Origin of the sequence: Streptomyces zhihengii (genome assembly GCF_016919245.1) — a bacterium.
Lineage (GTDB): Bacteria > Actinomycetota > Actinomycetes > Streptomycetales > Streptomycetaceae > Streptomyces > Streptomyces zhihengii.
In genome coordinates, this window is sequence record NZ_JAFEJA010000002.1 from 1,138,249 (window position 1) to 1,155,418 (window position 17,170).

The 17,170-nt window shown below is 76.2% G+C and carries 11 protein-coding genes and 1 pseudogene; 7 read left to right on the top strand and 5 right to left on the bottom strand.

Features of this window, described 5'->3' with window-relative positions; genetic code table 11:
* Positions 1-41: 41 nt before the first annotated feature.
* Positions 42-1,616, top strand: coding sequence for an amidohydrolase (locus JE024_RS32635; RefSeq protein ID WP_205377495.1), 1,575 nt, complete (start codon positions 42-44; stop codon positions 1,614-1,616).
* Between the two features lie 124 nt (positions 1,617-1,740).
* Here JE024_RS32635 and JE024_RS32640 read toward each other — a convergent pair whose 3' ends face one another.
* From JE024_RS32640 to JE024_RS32650, 3 genes are all read right to left on the bottom strand, one after another.
* Positions 1,741-2,262 carry a hypothetical protein gene (locus JE024_RS32640; RefSeq protein ID WP_205377496.1) on the bottom strand — a complete coding sequence of 174 codons (522 nt, stop codon included), beginning with the start codon at positions 2,260-2,262 and terminating at the stop codon, positions 1,741-1,743.
* A 124-nt stretch (positions 2,263-2,386) separates the two neighbouring features.
* Complete coding sequence (locus JE024_RS32645) at positions 2,387-4,756, bottom strand: ABC transporter permease (protein WP_205377497.1); 2,370 nt, start codon at positions 4,754-4,756, stop codon at positions 2,387-2,389.
* Complete coding sequence (locus JE024_RS32650; protein ID WP_205377498.1) at positions 4,753-5,460, bottom strand: ABC transporter ATP-binding protein; 708 nt, start codon at positions 5,458-5,460, stop codon at positions 4,753-4,755. The genes JE024_RS32645 and JE024_RS32650 overlap by 4 nt, the downstream gene beginning before the upstream one ends.
* Before the next feature lie 214 nt (positions 5,461-5,674).
* Between JE024_RS32650 and JE024_RS32655 the strand changes: the two genes are divergently transcribed.
* Positions 5,675-6,985, top strand: a complete 1,311-nt coding sequence (locus JE024_RS32655; protein ID WP_372449890.1) for a sensor histidine kinase — start codon at positions 5,675-5,677, stop codon at positions 6,983-6,985.
* Positions 6,982-7,656: a response regulator gene (locus JE024_RS32660; RefSeq protein WP_205377499.1), complete on the top strand. Its 675-nt coding sequence runs from the start codon at positions 6,982-6,984 to the stop codon at positions 7,654-7,656. Before JE024_RS32655 ends, JE024_RS32660 begins: the two co-directional genes overlap by 4 nt.
* Before the next feature lie 289 nt (positions 7,657-7,945).
* On the opposite strand, the gene JE024_RS32665 is transcribed toward JE024_RS32660, so the two are convergent.
* Together JE024_RS32665 and JE024_RS32670 are read right to left on the bottom strand one after the other, a co-directional pair.
* Positions 7,946-9,154 (bottom strand): PucR family transcriptional regulator, encoded by a 1,209-nt coding sequence (locus JE024_RS32665; protein ID WP_205377500.1) that lies wholly within the window; start codon positions 9,152-9,154, stop codon positions 7,946-7,948.
* On the bottom strand, positions 9,151-9,303 hold the full coding sequence (locus JE024_RS32670; RefSeq protein ID WP_205377501.1) for a hypothetical protein: 153 nt from the start codon (positions 9,301-9,303) through the stop codon (positions 9,151-9,153). The genes JE024_RS32665 and JE024_RS32670 overlap by 4 nt, the downstream gene beginning before the upstream one ends.
* 182 nt (positions 9,304-9,485) lie before the next feature.
* Between JE024_RS32670 and pgfA the strand changes: the two genes are divergently transcribed.
* The 4 genes and pseudogenes from pgfA to JE024_RS32690 all read left to right on the top strand — a co-directional run bounded on the left by pgfA (position 9,486) and on the right by JE024_RS32690 (position 17,121).
* The gene (gene pgfA, locus JE024_RS32675; protein ID WP_205377502.1) at positions 9,486-10,451 is read left to right on the top strand and encodes a cell envelope lipid trafficking protein PgfA; all 966 of its coding nucleotides are present in this window, start codon (positions 9,486-9,488) and stop codon (positions 10,449-10,451) included.
* Between the two features lie 288 nt (positions 10,452-10,739).
* Positions 10,740-11,879, top strand: a pseudogene (locus tag JE024_RS32680) (glycosyltransferase family 4 protein); the annotation flags it as partial.
* Positions 11,880-12,076: 197 nt separating this feature from the next.
* Entirely contained in the window at positions 12,077-12,796 is a 720-nt protein-coding gene (locus JE024_RS32685; RefSeq protein ID WP_205377503.1) for a class I SAM-dependent methyltransferase, read from the top strand.
* Positions 12,793-17,121 carry an alpha-(1->3)-arabinofuranosyltransferase domain-containing protein gene (locus tag JE024_RS32690; RefSeq protein WP_205377504.1) on the top strand — a complete coding sequence of 1,443 codons (4,329 nt, stop codon included), beginning with the start codon at positions 12,793-12,795 and terminating at the stop codon, positions 17,119-17,121. The genes JE024_RS32685 and JE024_RS32690 overlap by 4 nt, the downstream gene beginning before the upstream one ends.
* The last annotated feature ends 49 nt before the right edge of the window (positions 17,122-17,170 follow it).

Consider the following 17,170-nt stretch of genomic DNA (forward strand, 5'->3'; position numbering starts at 1 on the left):
ACCGCCGGCACGGCCGCCGTGGTCCTCGGAGAGGAGCGCCCGTGCTCGACACGAGGCTGACCAACGCCCGCTTCCTGACCATGGATCCCGCCCGGCCCACCGCCCGCGACCTCGGCGTCTGGCGCGGCCGGATCGTGGGTCTGGACGAGGAGGTCACCTCGCTGCCCGCACGGGAGGTGATCGACCTCCAGGGCGCCACCGTGCTGCCGGGCTTCATCGACAGCCATGTGCACATGGCCTGGACGGGGCTGAAGGCCGCCACCCCGAGCGTCGCGCCCTGCGAGCGCGCCCAGGACGTGCTGGCCGTCGTCGCCCGCGCGGCCGCGGGGCTGCCGCCCCACGCCTGGGTCGACGTCGCCGGTTACGACCAGCGCGCTCTCGGCCGCCATCTGACGGCGGCCGAACTCGACGCGGCGGCCGGCGGACGCAAGGTGTTCCTGATGCACGACTCGGGACACGGCTGCGTCGTCAGCACCGCCGTGCTCGACCTGCTCCCCGCCGGGGCCCCGGCGTCCGACGGCTTCCTCGCCGAGAGCGCCATGACCGCCGCCCGCCGGCTGCGCCTGCCCTACGCCCAAGGCGAGCTGGCGGACGCCGTGGAACGCGCGGCCAGGACCTGTCTCGCCGAGGGCGTCACCGCGGTCGCCGAGGCGGGCATCGGCGGCGGCCTGCTCGGACACAGTCCCGTCGAGCTCGGCGCGTACCAACTCCTGCGCGACCGGGGCCGGCTGCCGCTGCGCGTCCAGCTCATGGCCGCGGGCGACACCCTGCTGCCGGTGACCGCGCACGAGGCCGACGGCATGACCCACGCCCTCGGCCTCGGCCTGCGCACCGGCTTCGGCGACGACTGGCTCTCGGTCGGCGCGCTGAAGATCTACACCGACGGCGGGATGATGGCCCGCACCGCCGCGCTCACCGAGCCCTACAGCGGCACCGGTCTGACGGGGGAGTTCCAGGACGACCCCGAGCGCATCGCGGCCACCGTCCTCGCCGGTCATCTCGCCGGATGGCAGCTCGCCGTCCACGCGATCGGCGACCGCGCGGTCGACCTCGCCCTGGACGCCCTGGAACGCGCCCAGCGCGTGCTGACCCGCCCGGGCGCCCGCCACCGCATCGAACACGCCGGACTGGTCCGCCCCGACCAGTTGCCCCGCTTCGCCGCGCTCGGGGTGACCGCCGTGGTCCAGCCCGCCTTCCTGTACTCCTTCGGCGACGACTACTCCGCCGTGATGGGTGCAAAACGGGCCCCGTGGATGTACCGGGGCCGCGCCTTCCTGGACCACGGGATCCCCCTGGTGAGCAGCTCCGACCGCCCGGTCACCGACGGGGCGCCGCTGCGGGCCGTGCAGTTCATGGTCGAGCGGGCCTCGTCGTCGGGCCTGCCGGTCGGCCCCGCGGAGGCGCTCACCGTCGAGGAGGCGCTGCGCGCCTGCACGGTCGCGGGGGCGTACGCCTGCCACTGGGAGGACAGCGCCGGCACCCTGGCCCCCGGCAAGCGCGCCGACCTCGTGGTCCTCGGCGACGACCCCCGGCGGGTGGACGTCTCGCGCATCGCCGCGATCGAGGTGGTGGCCACCGTCGTCGACGGCACGGTGGCGGCGGGCGCCCTGGCCTGACGGTCCCGGGACGCGGCCACGGCGTGGTGGCCACCGTCGTCGACGGCACCGTGGCGGCGGGCGTCCCGGCCGGTCACCTCGTCCCGTCGGCTCCGCTCGTGTCCGCGGCGCCGGACGGCCGCGATCAGCCCGGAGCCCCGTGCGCCGGGGCCGGCGCCTCCCGCGTCCCGGCCGGCCGGGCCCCGCCCGTCACCCCGGCGGGCGGGGACGCCAGCACCATCGGCCAGTCGTCGCAGGCCGCGATCACCTCGTCGAGCGGCGCGTCCGAGCCGGTGGTCCAGACGGCGGTCCCCTCGGAGAGCCCGACGGCGGCCTCCGGCACGTCCGCCGTCCGCACCCGCAGGATCACCACTGCCTCCCCGTCGGCGGCCGAACGGCCGGAGAAGCCGGCCGGGTCCACGTCAACCGCCCGCAGGACGCGCGGGTAGGCGACGACGGCGACCTCCAGCCCCTCCCCGTCGCGGGTGTGCTCGGCCCATCCGTCGGTGCGCGCCAGGCAGGCCCACCCGTCGGTCTCGTGGCAGTGGACGCCGAGCAGGGCCACCGCGCGCTCCCCGGGCGTGCCCCCGGGATCGACGACGAGGACGGCGGCGGGCACGCCGGGCTCGTCCGGGTCCAGACCGGTACGCACGTACAGGCGTGCCATCGCCACCTCCGGGTCGCAGCTGATCGGACACCAGTACACACCCCGCCACCGACAGTGCGGCGCCGGCCCGTCACCGGACGCGGCCGGCCGCGCCCCCGCGAGGACGCGGGCGGCCGGCGTCCGCCTACTCCGTGCGCAGGGCCGTCGCCGTCCTGGTCCTGGCGGCCCAGCCGGCGGGCAGCAGGGCGCCCAGGCCGGCGATGAGCAGGCCGCCGAGGGCGAGCGGGACCAGGGCCGCCCAGTCGTAGACGGCGATCACGGAACCGGGGAGGCCCAGGCCCACGCTCTCGCCCATCGCCGGGAGCACCCGGCCGTGCAGGGCGACGCCGAGCGGCACCCCCAGCACGCCCGCCGCCAGGCCGGTCACGGCGACCGAGGTGAGGACCATCGCGACGGTCTGACGGGGCGTCATGCCCAGCGCCTTGTGGACGCCGATCTCCCGGATCCGCTCCCGGGTGTCGAGGAGCACGCCGTTGAGCACACCGAGCGCGGCGACGGCGACGAGCATCAGGGTGAGGACCGCGGAGAGCGCGTTGAGCGTCACCACCATGTCGCTGCCGCCGTCGAGCCCGCCCGCCCGCGCGGTCGCCCCGAGCGGCGCGAGGTCGGCGCCGAGCGCGTCGACGTAGGCGTCGACGTCGGTGCCCGGTGCGACGGCGATGTGATGGCTGGTCTCCGTCAGATCGGGGCGGGCCGCCGCGAGCGTCGAGGCGTCGGTGAAGACCTGCATGCCCTCCTTGCGGGGGTCGAGGAGCTCGCCGACGATCCGGACGGTGACCGGCTCGGCCAGGCCGCCCAGGGTGAGGCTCCCGCCGATCCGGGTGCCGGTGGCGGCCAGCAGGGGGGTCGGGACGACGGCTTCGCCGGGCCCCTCGATCCAGCGGCCCGAGACCATCGTGTAGCCGCCCCAGGAGGCGTCGCCGGTGAAGGCGTGCACGTCGACGGTGCCGGTCAGGCCGGCGACGGTCGCCCGTACCGTCGCCGCGCTGTAGTGCCTGCCCGTCCCGGCGGCGGCCTCCACGGCCGCGGCGACGGCGGCGGGCGCGGCCCGGGGCGGCACACCGGCGCCCCCGTCCGTGCCGGGGCCGCCGGCGCCCGGCCCCCGGGAGCCGAAGTCCGGCGGGGGAGCGGGCACCACGACATCCGCGGCGTCGTGGGCCCTGGCCGCCATGACCTCGCCGAGCGAGGCGCCCATCCCCACCGTGAAGGTGACGGCCACGGTGCCGAACAGCACCGCCGTACCCATGGCCAGCGCCCGCGCCGGCCGCGCGAAGGGGCGGACCACCCCCAGGGCGACCGGCAGCGGCAGCGGCAGCCGCCCGGCGACGCGGGCCGCCCACCGGCCGTGCCCCGCCGGGGTGTGCCGCCCCACGGCGAGGGCGTCGACGGTGCGCAGCCGCCCGGCCCGCCGGGCACTCGCCCACGCCGTCGCGGCCACCAGAGCGAGCACCCCGGCGACCACCGCCGCGTCGACCCAGGGGGCGACGGCCGGCGACGAGGTGCCGTAGACCTCCCCCGCCTCGGCCAGCACGGGCACGGCGAGCAGATGTCCGGCGAGGACACCGAGCACCGTCCCGGCGGCGGCCGGGATCAGCGCCTGCGCCGCATAGGCCCGTACGACCTGGGCGGGGGTGAGGCCGACGGCCTTGAGGATGCCGATGCGGCGCGTCCCGGTGCCCACGGCCGACGCGACGACGTTGCCGACGACGAGCACCGACATCACGAGGCCCAGCAGGCCGAACGCCATCAGGAACGGAACGTAGAGGGCGGTGTCGCGTTCCGCGTTCTTCCTGACGGTGAGCCAGGACTGCTCGCCGGCCACCGCGCCCGCCGGCAGCCCCCGGGTGACGGCCCGGCCGCCCGCGGCGATCCCCGCGGCCGTACCGGAGTCGGCGAGACGGTAGAGCATCTGGTGGCCGCCGGTGCCGGGCGCGGTGAGCGCCGGCATCTGGGACGGCACCACCCAGGCGTCGGCGGTCCCCGTGACCGAGCGGCCGACACCGACCACCGTCAGCTCCTGGGCGCCGGCGGGGCCCGCGAAGCCGATCCGGGTGCCGGGTGCGGCGAAGAGCGGGGCGTCTGCGGAGAGCGCGATCTCGCCGGGGCGCGCGGGCCACCGGCCGTCGGCCAGCGCCACCCGGTCCACGCCGCCGGGATCGCCCCGGCCGGCCACGGTGACCGGCCACGCGGGGCCCGCGTCCCCCCGCGGGGTCAGCACCGCCGTGGGGAACGGCCCGGCGGCGGCGCTCACGCCCTCGGCGTCCCGGGACGCCGCCAGCCGTCCCGCGCTCACCTTCGCCGCGTCGAACTGGAGGGACAGATGCGCGCCGTGCTGCCGGGCGAACGCGTCGTCGAACGGCGCGCCGGAGATCACCAGCAGGGTTCCGCCGAGGACGGAGGCCGCCACGGCCATCATCGTCGCCAGGCCGATCACCAGCGTCTGCACCCGGCGCCGGCCGGTCCCCGAGCGCACCACCGTGCCGAGCCCGCTCATCGGACGGCCTCCGGGGCGCCCGTCCCCGTGGGGAGGTCCTCGGTGATCCTGCCGTCGGCGATCCGGACCGTGCGGCGTGTGCAGGACCGCGCCAGGGCCAGGTCGTGGGTGACCAGCACGACCGTCTGGCCCTCGGCGCCCAGGGCTGCGAGCAGCTCGCTGACGTCCTGTCCGGCGGCCGTGTCCAGGGCCCCGGTCGGCTCGTCGGCCAGCAGCAGCGCCGGCCGGTTCATCAACGCCCGGGCCACCGCGACGCGCTGCCGCTCGCCGCCGGAGAGCCTGCCCGGGTGGGCGCGGGCGTGCCGGGCGACGCCCAGCAGCTCCAGGAGCTCCGCGGCCCGGCGCTCCGCCTCGCCGCGCGCCGTGCCGGCGAGGCGGGCGGGCAGGACGACGTTCTCGGTGACGGTCAGGTCGTCGAGCAGGTTGAAGAACTGGAAGACCATCCCGATCCTGGACCGCCGGTGGAGCGCCGAACCGGCCTCGCCCAGCAGGTCCACCCGCACCCCGTCCACGGTGACGGTCCCCGCGTCCGGCCGGTCCAGGCCCGCGATCAGGTTGAGCAGCGTGGACTTGCCGCTGCCGGAGGGGCCGAGAATCGCGACGGCCTCGCCCCGCCGCACGGTCAGCGACACCTCCCGCAGGGCGGGCGGGCCGTCGTCGTACCGCCGGCTCACCCCGCTCAGTTCGATCACCGGCACGGTCATGAGGCGCTCCTTCGGGTACGGGCTGGTCGGGCTCCCCGAACGCTAGGAGCGGGGCGGCCGCTCCCGCGTCGGCCGCCCGGACCACGTGCGTTACTGCGTGCGGACGACGGACGCGGACGTCATCCCTGCGATGTAGGCGCCAGGTGTATCCGGTGCGGGAGACATCGCCACCACGGCGGATCCCGCCGTTCCGCACGGCCGCCACAATGGACCGGTGACGCAGACACGCACCCTGCCCGGGCGGCTGCGCGATGCCGCCCGCCGCACGGTCCGCGACGCGGCGGTCGCGAGCGGCCCGCCGCCGCGGCCCACCCGGCGGGCCCGGCTGTCCGACGCGCTGATCGCCCTGGTGTTCACCGTCGCCACCGTCCATTACGGCATCGACAACACCGGCGTCGTCGTGCTGCGGGAGATCGCCCCCGGGGTGGAGGTCGTGCTGGCACGGCCCGCCGGGCCCGGCGGCCTGGTGCTGATGGTGACCCTCGCCGTCGTCGCGTCGGGCGCCCTGGCGCTGCGCCGCCGCTACCCGCTCGCCGTGATGTGCGTGGTGACGGCGGCGACCCTGGCGACGCCCCACAGCGTCCTGCGGCTGACGTTCTACGCGTTCGTCGTCGCCGTCTACAGCGCCGCCGTGTACAGCCCCTACCGGGTGGCCACGCTCGCGGCGCTCCCGGTGTCGGTGCTCCTCGTCGGCACCGCGGGCAACTCGCTGACCCCGATCGTCCCCAACGAGTACATCGCCCTGCTGATCCTCGTCCCGATGGCCGTGGCCGCCGTCGGTCTGCGCACCTGGAAGCTGCGGACCGCCGAGGGCCGCACCCTGCTCTCCGCCCTGGAACGCGAACAGGCCGACGCGCTGCGCCGGGCCGTCGAGCAGGAACGGGCCAGGATCGCCCGCGAACTCCACGACGTGGTCACCCACAACGTCAGCGTGATGATCATCCAGGCGGGCGCGGCCCGCAAGATCATGCCCACCTCGCCCGAGCGGGCGGGCGAGGCGCTGCTCGCCGTCGAGGCGGGCGGCCGGGCGGCCATGACCGAACTCCGCCATGTGATGGGGCTGCTCACCATGGCCGCCGACGGCGGGGACACCGACGGCGGGCCGGCTGCGGCGGACCCGGCCGCCGAACTCGCCCCGCAGCCCGGCCTCGACCAGCTCGAAGCGCTCGTCGGACGGGTCAGGGACGCCGGACTGCCCGTCGGCCTGACCGTGACGGGGCGGCCCCGCCCCCTGCCGCCCGGACTCGAACTCGCCGCCTACCGCGTGGTCCAGGAGGCGCTGACCAACACCGTGAAGCACGCCTCGGGCGCCACGGCCGACGTGAAGGTCGACTACGGGCCCGAGCGGCTGCGGGTGGAGGTCACCGACAGCGGGGGGCGGCCGGCCGCCGCGGGCGCGGGCAGCGGCCGGGGCCTGATCGGCCTGCGGGAGCGCCTCGCCGTGCACGACGGCACCCTCGCCAACGGCCCGCGCCTGACCGGCGGTTACCGTGTGCGGGCACTCATCCCCCTGGAGACCTTGTGACCGAGCCGCCGCGCGTCCTGCTCGCCGACGACCAGACCCTGGTCCGCACCGGATTCCGGCTGATCCTCGGCGCCGACGGCATCGACGTGGTGGCCGAGGCCACCGACGGGGCCGAGGCGGTCGAGGCGGTCCGCCGCACCCGTCCCGACGTCGTCCTGATGGACGTCCGGATGCCCGGCACGGACGGGCTGGAGGCCACCCGCCGCATCCTCACCGGCGCCCCCGGGGAGCCGCGGGTGATCATCCTGACCACCTTCGACCTCGACCGGTACGTCTACGCGGCGCTGTCCGCCGGGGCGAGCGGCTTCCTCCTCAAGGACGTCACCCCCGAGCAGCTCACCGCCGCCGTCCGTACCGTCCGCACCGGCGACGCCCTCCTCGCGCCCGCCGTCACCCGCCGCCTGGTGCAGCGCTTCACCCGGCACGGCGCCGACTCGGCGGCCCTCCACCGCGACCTCGCCCCGCTCACCCCGCGCGAGCTGGAGGTCCTCGGCCTGCTGGCCCGGGGTCTGAGCAACGCCGAACTCGCGGCCCGCCTCCACCTCGCCGAGGCGACCGTCAAGATGCACGTCGCCCGTATCCTCGCCAAGCTCGGCCTGCGCGACCGCGTCCAGGCGGTGATCGTCGCCTACGAGACCGGGCTCGTCGGCGTCACCGGCCCCCCGGGCTGAGGGCCCGCCCGCTGAGCGACCGGCCGCGCCCCGGCCGGGCGGCTCCTGTAGCGGACGGGCGGCTTCCGGTCACGCCCAGCCCGGTTACGCCCCGGCAGTTCGCGCCCCGGCCGTGCGTTCTTCCCGGTCGGGCGGCTCCCGGAGCAGTCGCGCTCCACTCGGCCCGCTCCCGGGTCGACGGTCAGCCCCGGTCGGGCGGATTCCGGCCGGGCGGCTCCCGGAGCGGTGGGCCCGCTCCCGCAGCGGGACGCCGGCTCAGCCCGCTCCCGCAGCGGCCGTGCGGCCTTGCTCAGCCCGCCCCCTCGGTGAGTTCGCCGCGCAGCCGCCGGGCGCGCAGCACGAGCAGCATCTCGAAGCGGCGGTCGGCGTCGTCCAGCACCGGGCCCCAGAGCTCGCGGATCTGGCGCAGCCGGGAGCGCGCCGTCTGCGGATGGATCCCGAGACGCTGGGCCACCTCCGGCGCCCCGCCCGAGGTCTCGATCCAGGCCAGCAGCGTCGCGGCGAGGCGGCGCGCCTGGGTCTGGCTCATGCCGTCGAGCGGGGCGAGGCAGCGCACGGAGGCCGCGTCGATCAGCTCCTGGGAGGGGAGCAGGACCAGTTCCTCGGTGCGCTCCGTGCAGTGCAGCACCTCGCCCGGCGGCAACTGACCGCTCTCCACCAGCCGGACGGCCGTCTCCGCCCAGCGCAGCGAGATCGCGGCGGACGCCAGCGGCACCGAGGGCCCGATCGCACCGGACCAGCCGGCGGTGGCGCGGCGCACCAGTTCGGCCCGGCCGCCGGTGTCTGGCTCCGGGATGACCAGCCGGGGGCGTTCGCTCTCCATGTCGAGGAGCACCCCCTCCTCGACGGCCGGCGCGACGGCCTCGCGCGCCGGCCGGATCAGCAGGCCCACCGCGACCACCCCCGGCAGCTCCCAGCCGATCCGGGCGGCGCGTTCGCCGAGCACGGCGGCCGGGTCGCCGAGGTGCTCGGCCAGCATCAGGTCGATGAGCCGGCGCTGGAGCCGCAGACGTTCCCCGGCGCGCCGCGCCTCGGCCTCGGCGTAGCCGCGCACCGACTGCTCGACCAGGCCGTCGAGGTACGCGAAACCGGACTCGGCGACCTCGTACATGGCGGGCGGGGCGATGTCGACCTGCTGGCCGATCTCCGCGAAGCGCCGCCAGGCCAGGCGCATGCCGAGCCGGTAGACGGCCTGGAGCGAGTCCAGGCTCCGGCCGCCGCGCACCTCGCCCCGGCCGAACTCCTGGAACATCACCGGCGGGACGCGGGGGGTGCGGGCGTCGGCCGCGAGGTTGTGCACGAAGCTCTCGATGGCGCGCCGGATGCCGAGCAGTGCCAGCGGCGTCCCGGACTCGTCCTCGACGAGGCGCAGATGCGGGAACGCCTGGCGGATCTCCCGCAGGATCGAGTCCGCCAGCGCTCCGGACTCGGCGAGCACCCGTGAGGAGAAACGGTCGACCTGGGACTGCGGCACCTCGCTCCACGCGGACCGGGTCATCGGGCGGGTGGAGCGGTGTCGTAGCTGATGAGCGGCGTGTTCGGCTGCTCGGGCGGGGCGTTCAGCAGCGTGACGGTACCGAACGCGGCGGCGACGGCGAGTGCGGCAGCGACCACCACGGTGATCGCGGCTGCGAGCGTTCTGCGCATAGTCGGGTCAGCTCCTTGCTGGAGGCGATCCCACCGGTCGCCGGCCCCCACCGGCTGAACGCACAGTGTCGACATGACATTGACAATCCGTCAAGGGCGGACCTACCGTCGGCGCCCGAAGGGCTGACCGGCCCGGGGTCCGTGCGCTCCCATCTCCAACGCCTCGATTCAGGAGAGCCCGGATGCGCCGCACCGCCTCACCGTTGTCCCTCGCCCTGCTGGGCGCCGGGACGTTCCTGCTCGTCCTCGCGCCCCTGCTGTTCGCCCATGTGCTGCCGCAGGCGAAGCGGACACCCCTCGACATCGACACGACCACCGTCTTCACCGGCACCGGCAGTTACTTCGACACCGCACGGCTGAAGACCGTCGACGACCGGCGGATCACCATCACCCGGCAGGTGCGCGGCGACGTGTCCGAGGGCCTGCGCAGCGGCAACGCCGTCTGGGACGTGTCCACCTCGGTCGACAACGACGCCACCCTGCCCGCCGCCGATGTGCGCGACTCCCTCCAGTGGACGCTGGAGCGCTGGGTGACCGACCGCGAGACCAACGAACCGGTGCACTGCTGCGAGGAGTCGCCCGTCTTCGACGGCGAGGCGTACCTGAAGTTCCCCTTCGACGTGGAGGAACGCGGCTACCGCTGGTGGGACGGCACGCTCGGCGGCGTCGTGCAGCTCCGCCACGACGGCCGCCGGAGCATCCAGGGCCACGAGGGGCTGCGCTTCACGGGCACCGTCGAGCCCACCCGCACCGGCGTGCGGCAGGTGCCCGGGAGGCTCGTCGGCAAGCCGCGGACCCCGCAGGTGCTGGCCGAGGAGTGGTACTCCAACAGCGGCATCGAGCTGGTGGTGGACCGGCGCACCGGCCGGATCCTGTACGCGGCGATCGGCCCGCGGAAGACGCTGCGCGCCCCGGGCTCGGACAAGGACGCCGTCGTGCTGCTGGAGAGCGACCGGATCGCGTTCACCGAGCCCACCCAGCGCCGGCAGGTGGAGCTCGCCGCCGCGGACAGCCGGAAACTCGCCCTGCTCGCGGGCCCGGTGCCGGTCGGTGCCGGGGCCCTCGGGGCGCTGCTCGCGGTGGCGGGCGTCGTGCTGCTGGTGCGCGGACGCCGCGGCGAGCGGGAGCCCGCGGTCCTCACCCGATGACGAACCCGCGGTCCTCACCCGATGACGAGCCCGCGGTACTCACCTGATGACGAATTCGCTCACCCGAGTTCGCGGGAAGTTGTCATACCGGTGAGTAGCCGCACGTCGATCACCTGACGAAAACTGACGTTCCCCACCACAGCACGCTCCCCACCGGTCGCCCCCGTCCTTCGTCCGCCGGCATCCCGATCCCTGTCGCGCCCACCGCGCCACCGGACTGCCGCACGCCTCCGCCGACCGCCGGCGGTCCGTCAACCCTCCGCACACCGAAGCGAGTTGGAGCACGCAATGCCCCAGCACGTCCATCCCCCACGCCCCGCGCCGCCGCCCCTCGCCGGCGCGCTCGGGCCACTCGGCGCCGCACCGCGCCGGATCGTCTTCCTCGCCCACCGCGACCTCGGCAACCGGTCCGCGGGCGGCTCCGAACTCCTCGTCGACCAGCTCGCCACGGGGCTCACCGCCGCCGGGCACGAGGTCACCCTGCTCTGCGGCGGCCCGGCCGCGCACCGTCCCTACCGGGTGGTGTCGGCGGGCTCCGAGTTCGGCCACTTCCTCGCCGCCCGGTCCGCGTTCGCCCGCCAGGTCGGCGCCTGCGACCTGCTGGTCGAGGTGTGCAACGGAATGCCGTACCTGGCCCCGCTCTGGCACCGGGGGCCCACCCTGTGCCTGGTCAACCACGTCCACACCGACCTGTGGGGCATGCGCTTCCCGGCACCGGTCGCCCGGTTCGGCCGCAGGCTGGAGCACTGGGCGCTGTCCGGCGCGCACCGCGGCAACCTGCTGGTCGCCGTGTCGCCCTCGACGGCCGCGGAACTGCACGCGCTCGGTGTGCCGCCCGACCGCGTCCGGGTGGTGCACAACGGGGTCGACGAGCCTCCGATGCGCACCCCGCGATCGGCGACCCCGCTGTTCACCGCGCTGGGCCGGCTGGTCGACTACAAGCGCGTCGACATGCTGCTGCGGCTGTGGGAACGGGTCCGTCCGGTGACCGGTGGCCGTCTCGTCGTCGTCGGGGACGGCCCCGAACGCGCCCGCCTGGAGCGGCTGGCCGGCCCCGGCGTGGTGTTCACCGGCCGGGTGTCGGAGGAGGAGAAGCACCGGCTGCTGTGCGAGTCCTGGCTGCTGCTGCACCCCGCGTCGGTCGAGGGCTGGGGCCTGGTGATCACCGAGGCCGCCGCGCGCGGCACCCCGGCGATCGGCTTCGACGTACCGGGGCTGCGGGACTCCGTCGCGGACGGCGTCACCGGCGTCCTCGCCCGCGGCGAGTCCTCGTTCGCCGCGGCCTGGTGCACGCTGGCGCTGGACGACGCCCGCCGCGAGGAGATGGGCAAGGCCGCGGCCGAGCGGGCCGCCGCCTACCGCTGGAGCGCCACGGTCGCCGGCTTCCGGGCGGTCGCGGCGGAGGCGGTGGCCCGGACCGGGACGCCGGGGGCGCCCCGGCCCCCCACCCCCGCCCGCGGCGCCCGGCGCGCCCCGGCGGCGGGAGGCGCCCAGGGCGCCGGACCGGCCCCGGCGGCCGGACCGGTCCGCTCCGCCGGTCAGGACCCGGCGGGCGGCGCCCGGCGCGCCCCCGGCGGGTCCGGGGCGCACCCCGGGCGCGCTCCCCGCAGCGGCGGTGCACGCACGTGAAGGACCCCTCGTTCCGCCGCTCGCTCTCCCTGTTCCGGGCCTTCATGCGGGAGCAGGACGACCCGGCGACCGCCTACACCCTGCTGGCCCGGGACGCGGCCGACCAGGTCGAGCGGTACATGTGCCTCGACGGCCGGGTGGTCGCCGACGTGGGCGGCGGCGCGGGCCACTTCACCCGCGAGTTCCGCCGGCGCGGCGCGCAGAGCTACCTGTTCGAGCCCGACCCGGCGGAACTGGCCGGCGCCCCGGGCGCGGTGACGGTGCTGGCCGACGGCTATCTGCTGCCGCTCGCCGACGGCGCCGCCGACCTCTGCTTCTCCTCCAACGTGCTGGAGCACGTCGCCGACCCGCACACCTTCCTCAGCGAGATGGCCCGGGTCACCCGTCCCGGCGGCCTGATCTACGTGTCGTTCACCAACTGGCTCTCCCCGTGGGGCGGTCACGAGTGGGCGCCCTGGCACTACCTCGGCGCCGAACGGGCGCGGGAGCGCTACGAGCGGCGCACCGGCCGGCCGGCCAAGCACCGGCTCGGCGAGAACCTCTTCCCCATCGGCGTCGGGCAGACGCTGCGCGACGTCCGCGCACGGGACGACGTGCGGATCGTCTCGGCCCGCTCGCGCTACTGGCCGGTCGTCCCGGAGCTGGTGCCCCGGGTCCCGTACCTGCGCGAAGTCGCCACCTGGAACCTTCTCCTCATCCTCCGGCGGTGTCCATGACCAGCACGCTCCCCGCCCGTCCGCCCGCCGCGCCCCCGGGTCCCGAGCCCGCGGCCGCGGCCGCCCCGGGGTCCCGTCCCCGGTCGCGGCGGTGGCTGCTCGGCTTCTGGGCCGCCGTGTTCGCGGCGTTCCTCGCCGCGGCACCCGGACGGATGACGTTCGAGACCAAACTCGGCGTGGTCACCGACCCCTGGCGCTTCATCGGCGACCTCGGCCACCTCTGGCACGACCGGGCCGGGTTCGGCGGCATCGCCGACCAGTACGTCGGCTACGCGATTCCGATGCTGCCCTTCCACGCGGCGGCCGACCTGGCCGGGCTGCCGGTCTGGCTGGCGGAACGCCTCTGGCTCTCCCTCGTGGTGACCTGTGCCTTCTGGGGCGCGCTGCGTCTCGCGGAACGCCTGGGCACCGGCTCGGACCGCACCCGGCTGCTCGGCGCCGCGGTCTACGCGCTCTGGCCGACGTACACCGTCGTCGTCGGCTCGACCTCGGCCGCCGCGCTGCCCGGCGCGGTGCTCCCGTGGGTGCTGCTCCCGCTCACCGGCGCGCGGTACTCGCCCCGGGTGACCGCCGCGCGCTCGGCCCTGATCGTGCCGCTGATGGGCGGGGTGAACGCCGCCTCCACCCTCGCCTCCCTGCTGCCGGTCGGCCTCTACCTGCTCAGCAGACCGGCCGGTCCGCGCAAGTGGCCGCTGATCGCCTGGTGGGCGCCGTTCGTGGTGATGGCGACGGCCTGGTGGATCGTCCCGCTGCTGCTGCTGGGCACCTACGGCGAGAACTTCATGCCGTACGTGGAGACCTCGCACACCACCACCGCCACCATGTCGGCGACCGAGGTGCTGCGCGGCGCGGGCAACTGGGTCGGCTACCTCAACTTCGGGGAGGCGTGGCTGCCGGCCGGCTGGGCCGTGGCGACCTCCGCCCCCGTGGTCCTGTGCTCCGTGCTCGCCGCCGCCCTGGGCCTCGCCGGGCTCGCCCGCCGGGACCTGCCGGAGCGCCGCTGGCTGGTGCTCACCGCCCTCACCGCCGCGCTGATCACCCTGGCCGGCTACGGCGGCGCGCTCGGCGGCCCGTTCCACGGCGTGGTCCAGGACCTGCTGAACGGACCGCTGGTCCCCTTCCGCAACGTCTACAAGTTCCAGACCGGGCTCGCGCTGGTGCTGGCGCTGGGCCTGGCGCACCTGCTGGCCCACGCGGCCCCGGCGCGGGCGCGGGCGCGGCGCCTCGCCCCGGCGCTGGCCGCGTTCGCCGTGCTGCCGGGCCTCGCCCTGCCGTACCTGACGGGCGCGATCCTCCAGCCCGGCTCCTTCCAGAAGCTGCCCGCCTACTGGGACACCACCGCGGACTGGCTGGCGGAGAACTCCGCCGACGACCGGGCCCTGGTGGTGCCCGCGACCGCGCACGGCATCTACACCTGGGGCTCGCCCGTCGACCAGCCGCTCGACGTGCTCGCCGGCTCGCCCTGGGCCCAGCGCGACTACGTGCCGTTCGGCACGCCGGGCAACCGGCGGGCGATGGACGCGGTCGAGCAGGCCCTCACGACGGGCGGCGAGGTGCCGGGCCTCGCCGGTTACCTCAACCGGGCCGGTCTGCACTACGTCGTGGTGCGGGGCGACCTCGACCCGGACCAGCTCGGGTACGTCCCCACGGCCACCGTGGTGCGCACCCTGGAGGCCTCCGGCTACAAGCGGGTGACCGGCTTCGGCCCCGTCACCACCGCCGGGCGGATCGCCGACGACACGCCCATCCAGGTGGAGGCGCTGTTCCCGCGCCGGCGCGCGGTGGAGATCTACGAACCGCCCGCCGACGTCGACCGCCCCGGCCGGTCCGCCATCTCCCCGGTCGCCCGGACCGCCGTCGTCAGCGGCGGCCCCGAGAGCCTCCTGCCGCTGGGCGCCGGCGGCACCCTCGACGGCCGCCCCACCGTCCTCGCGGGCGACGGGCACCCCGGTGTCCGGCAGCCGTCGCTGTACGCGGCGGGCGACGGCATGCGGCGCGCCGACACCCGCTTCGGACTGGTCAACTCCAATACCTCGCACACCTATACGGCCGACGAGCGCAATCCGGCCGAGTCCGTCCAGGACCCCGGCGCCGCACCGCGCCGGATCCTGCCGGTGGAGGGCGAGGAACACCAGACGACCGCCGTGCTCCGCGGCGCGGCGGAGGTGACCGCGTCCTCCGTGGGCAACTGGCTGTTCCACCTGCCGCAGTACGACCCGGTGAACGCCTTCGACGGCGACCCGGAGACGGGCTGGGCCGAGGGCTCGCCGGGCTCGCCGGAGGGCGAGTGGGTGCGCGTCGACTTCACCGCGCCCACCGCGATCCCGCCCACCCTGAAGCTCACCCCGCTGCCCAGCGGCAACGTGCGCGCCGCCCCGACCTCGGTGCGCGTCGAGACCGACCGGGGCAGCCGGGTCAGCCCGCTGCGCCCCGACGGCACCGCACAGGACGTGGCCGCGCCGGACGGACCGGCCGCCTGGCTCAAGGTCACCGTCCTCGACTCCCAGCAGGGCCGCCCGGGCCTCACCGGCGCCGGGTTCACCGACATCGCGATCCCGGGCGTCCAGGTGACCCGGATGCTGCGGCTGCCCACGGACGCGCCGAAGGACACCGGCGACGCGGTGGTCTACTCGCTGCGGCGCGGCAGCGACCCGGGCGGACTGTCCGCCGCCCCCTCGGAGCCCGGACTGCACCGGCAGTTCGAGGCCGCCCGGGCCGGCACGTACACACTGGACGCGACCGCGCTGCCGGTGCCCGGCGAAGCCCTGGACGAGCTGCTGTTCTCCCTCACCGGGCAGCGGGAGCGGATCTCCGTGTCGGCCGACTCCACCGCGCGTCTCGGCACCGGCCTGAGCCCGCGCAACCTCACCGACGGCGACCTCACCACGGCGTGGATCGCCGGGGAACGGCCGGTGCTGCACCTGCGCTGGCCGGAGAAGACCTCGGTGGGCGAGATGGTCTTCGCCGGGGCGGGCGGACTGTCGACCCGTCCGGAGCAGGTGCAGATCAGCTCACCCGACGGGACGGCCGTCGCGGCGGTCGACGAGAACGGCATGGCCCGCTTCGCGCCCATCACCACCGACCGGATGGACATCACCATCTCCGAGCAGGCCCCGCTGACGCTGCACAACCCCGTCGCCGACGACCAGTTGCAGCTCCCGGTGGGCCTCAGCGAACTCCACATCCCGGCCCTGGAGAAGTACCGCACACCGCGGCCCGCCCCGGAGAAGACGTTCAGCCTGCCGTGCGGCAAGGGCCCGGTCGTCTCCGTGGACGGACAGTTCCTCGAGACCCGCGCCGAGGGCCGGGTACGGGACCTGACCGAGCGCAGGCCGGTGAAGGTGTCGCTCTGCACCGAGGGCGGCGGGGTGGAACTCGGCCGCCGCAGCCACACCGTGGAGGCGGGTGACGCCGGGCCGCTCGCGGTCGACTCCGTCACCCTCTCCACCGGGGACCCCGGCGCCGTGGCCGCCCCGCGCGGCGCGGGCACCCTGTCCGGCGACGGGGACCGGCGCACGGTCCGCGTCGGCGCGGGCGAGGCCGCCTACCTCCAGATCCACGAGAACCACAACGCCGGCTGGAAGGCCGAACTCGACGGCGAGGAGCTCGAACCGCTGCGGATCGACGGCTGGCAGCAGGGCTGGCTGGTCCCCGAGGGCGACGGCGGCACGGTGACCCTGAGCTACGAGCCGTCCCGCGTCTACACCGCCGGACTGGCCGCCGCCGGAGTGCTGCTCCTGATCCTGGGAGCCCTCGCGGTGGGCCGCCGCCGGGCGGGTCCGGACGCCGGGCCGGATGCGGACCATGTGAGGGCGCCCGCTCCGGGGCTGCTGCTGGGCACGGTGGCGCTCACCCTGGTCGCCGTGGCGGTCGCCGGGCCGGTCGCCCTGGTGGTGCCGGTCCTCGCGCTGGTGGCCCGGCTGCGGCCCGGCCTGCTGGTGCCGGTGGCGTTCGCCGCCATGACGGCGGCGGGCGCGGTGGCCCTGGCCGGCGGCACGGACGGACCGGCGGCGGGACGCGGGGCGTACGGCGCCCTCGCGCAACTCCTCGCCCTCACCGCGCTGTTCGCCGCCCTGGTGACCGTCACCGCCGACCGCCGCCCCCGGGCGGCCCACCGCGCGGGCGACCCCCTGGCACCGGCCGGCTCCGGGGACCCGGAACAGGAGCGCGAGCGGTACGACCCGCCTCCCGCCGGCCGCGCGCACCCGGACCCGGAGCGCCACGACCCGGCTCCCTCCGGACCACCGGAGCCCGGGGGACCCGGCAGCGGACGCACCATCGGCCTGCGCAAGCCCCCACCCGCCCCCGGCGGGGACCCGCGGTGAGGGCCGCGACCGCCGCCCGGGCCGGCTTCGGGGCCGCCACCGGCGCCCG

Excerpts from the sequence above, each read along its gene's own strand:
- JE024_RS32650 (WP_205377498.1), bottom strand. The coding sequence starts at position 5,460 with ATGACCGTGCCGGTGATCGAACTGAGCGGGGTGAGCCGGCGGTACGAC.
- pgfA (WP_205377502.1), top strand. The coding sequence starts at position 9,486 with ATGCGCCGCACCGCCTCACCGTTGTCCCTCGCCCTGCTGGGCGCCGGG.
- JE024_RS32670 (WP_205377501.1), bottom strand. The coding sequence starts at position 9,303 with ATGCGCAGAACGCTCGCAGCCGCGATCACCGTGGTGGTCGCTGCCGCA.
- JE024_RS32665 (WP_205377500.1), bottom strand. The coding sequence starts at position 9,154 with ATGACCCGGTCCGCGTGGAGCGAGGTGCCGCAGTCCCAGGTCGACCGT.
- JE024_RS32645 (WP_205377497.1), bottom strand. The coding sequence starts at position 4,756 with ATGAGCGGGCTCGGCACGGTGGTGCGCTCGGGGACCGGCCGGCGCCGG.
- JE024_RS32690 (WP_205377504.1), top strand. The coding sequence starts at position 12,793 with ATGACCAGCACGCTCCCCGCCCGTCCGCCCGCCGCGCCCCCGGGTCCC.
- JE024_RS32640 (WP_205377496.1), bottom strand. The coding sequence starts at position 2,262 with ATGGCACGCCTGTACGTGCGTACCGGTCTGGACCCGGACGAGCCCGGC.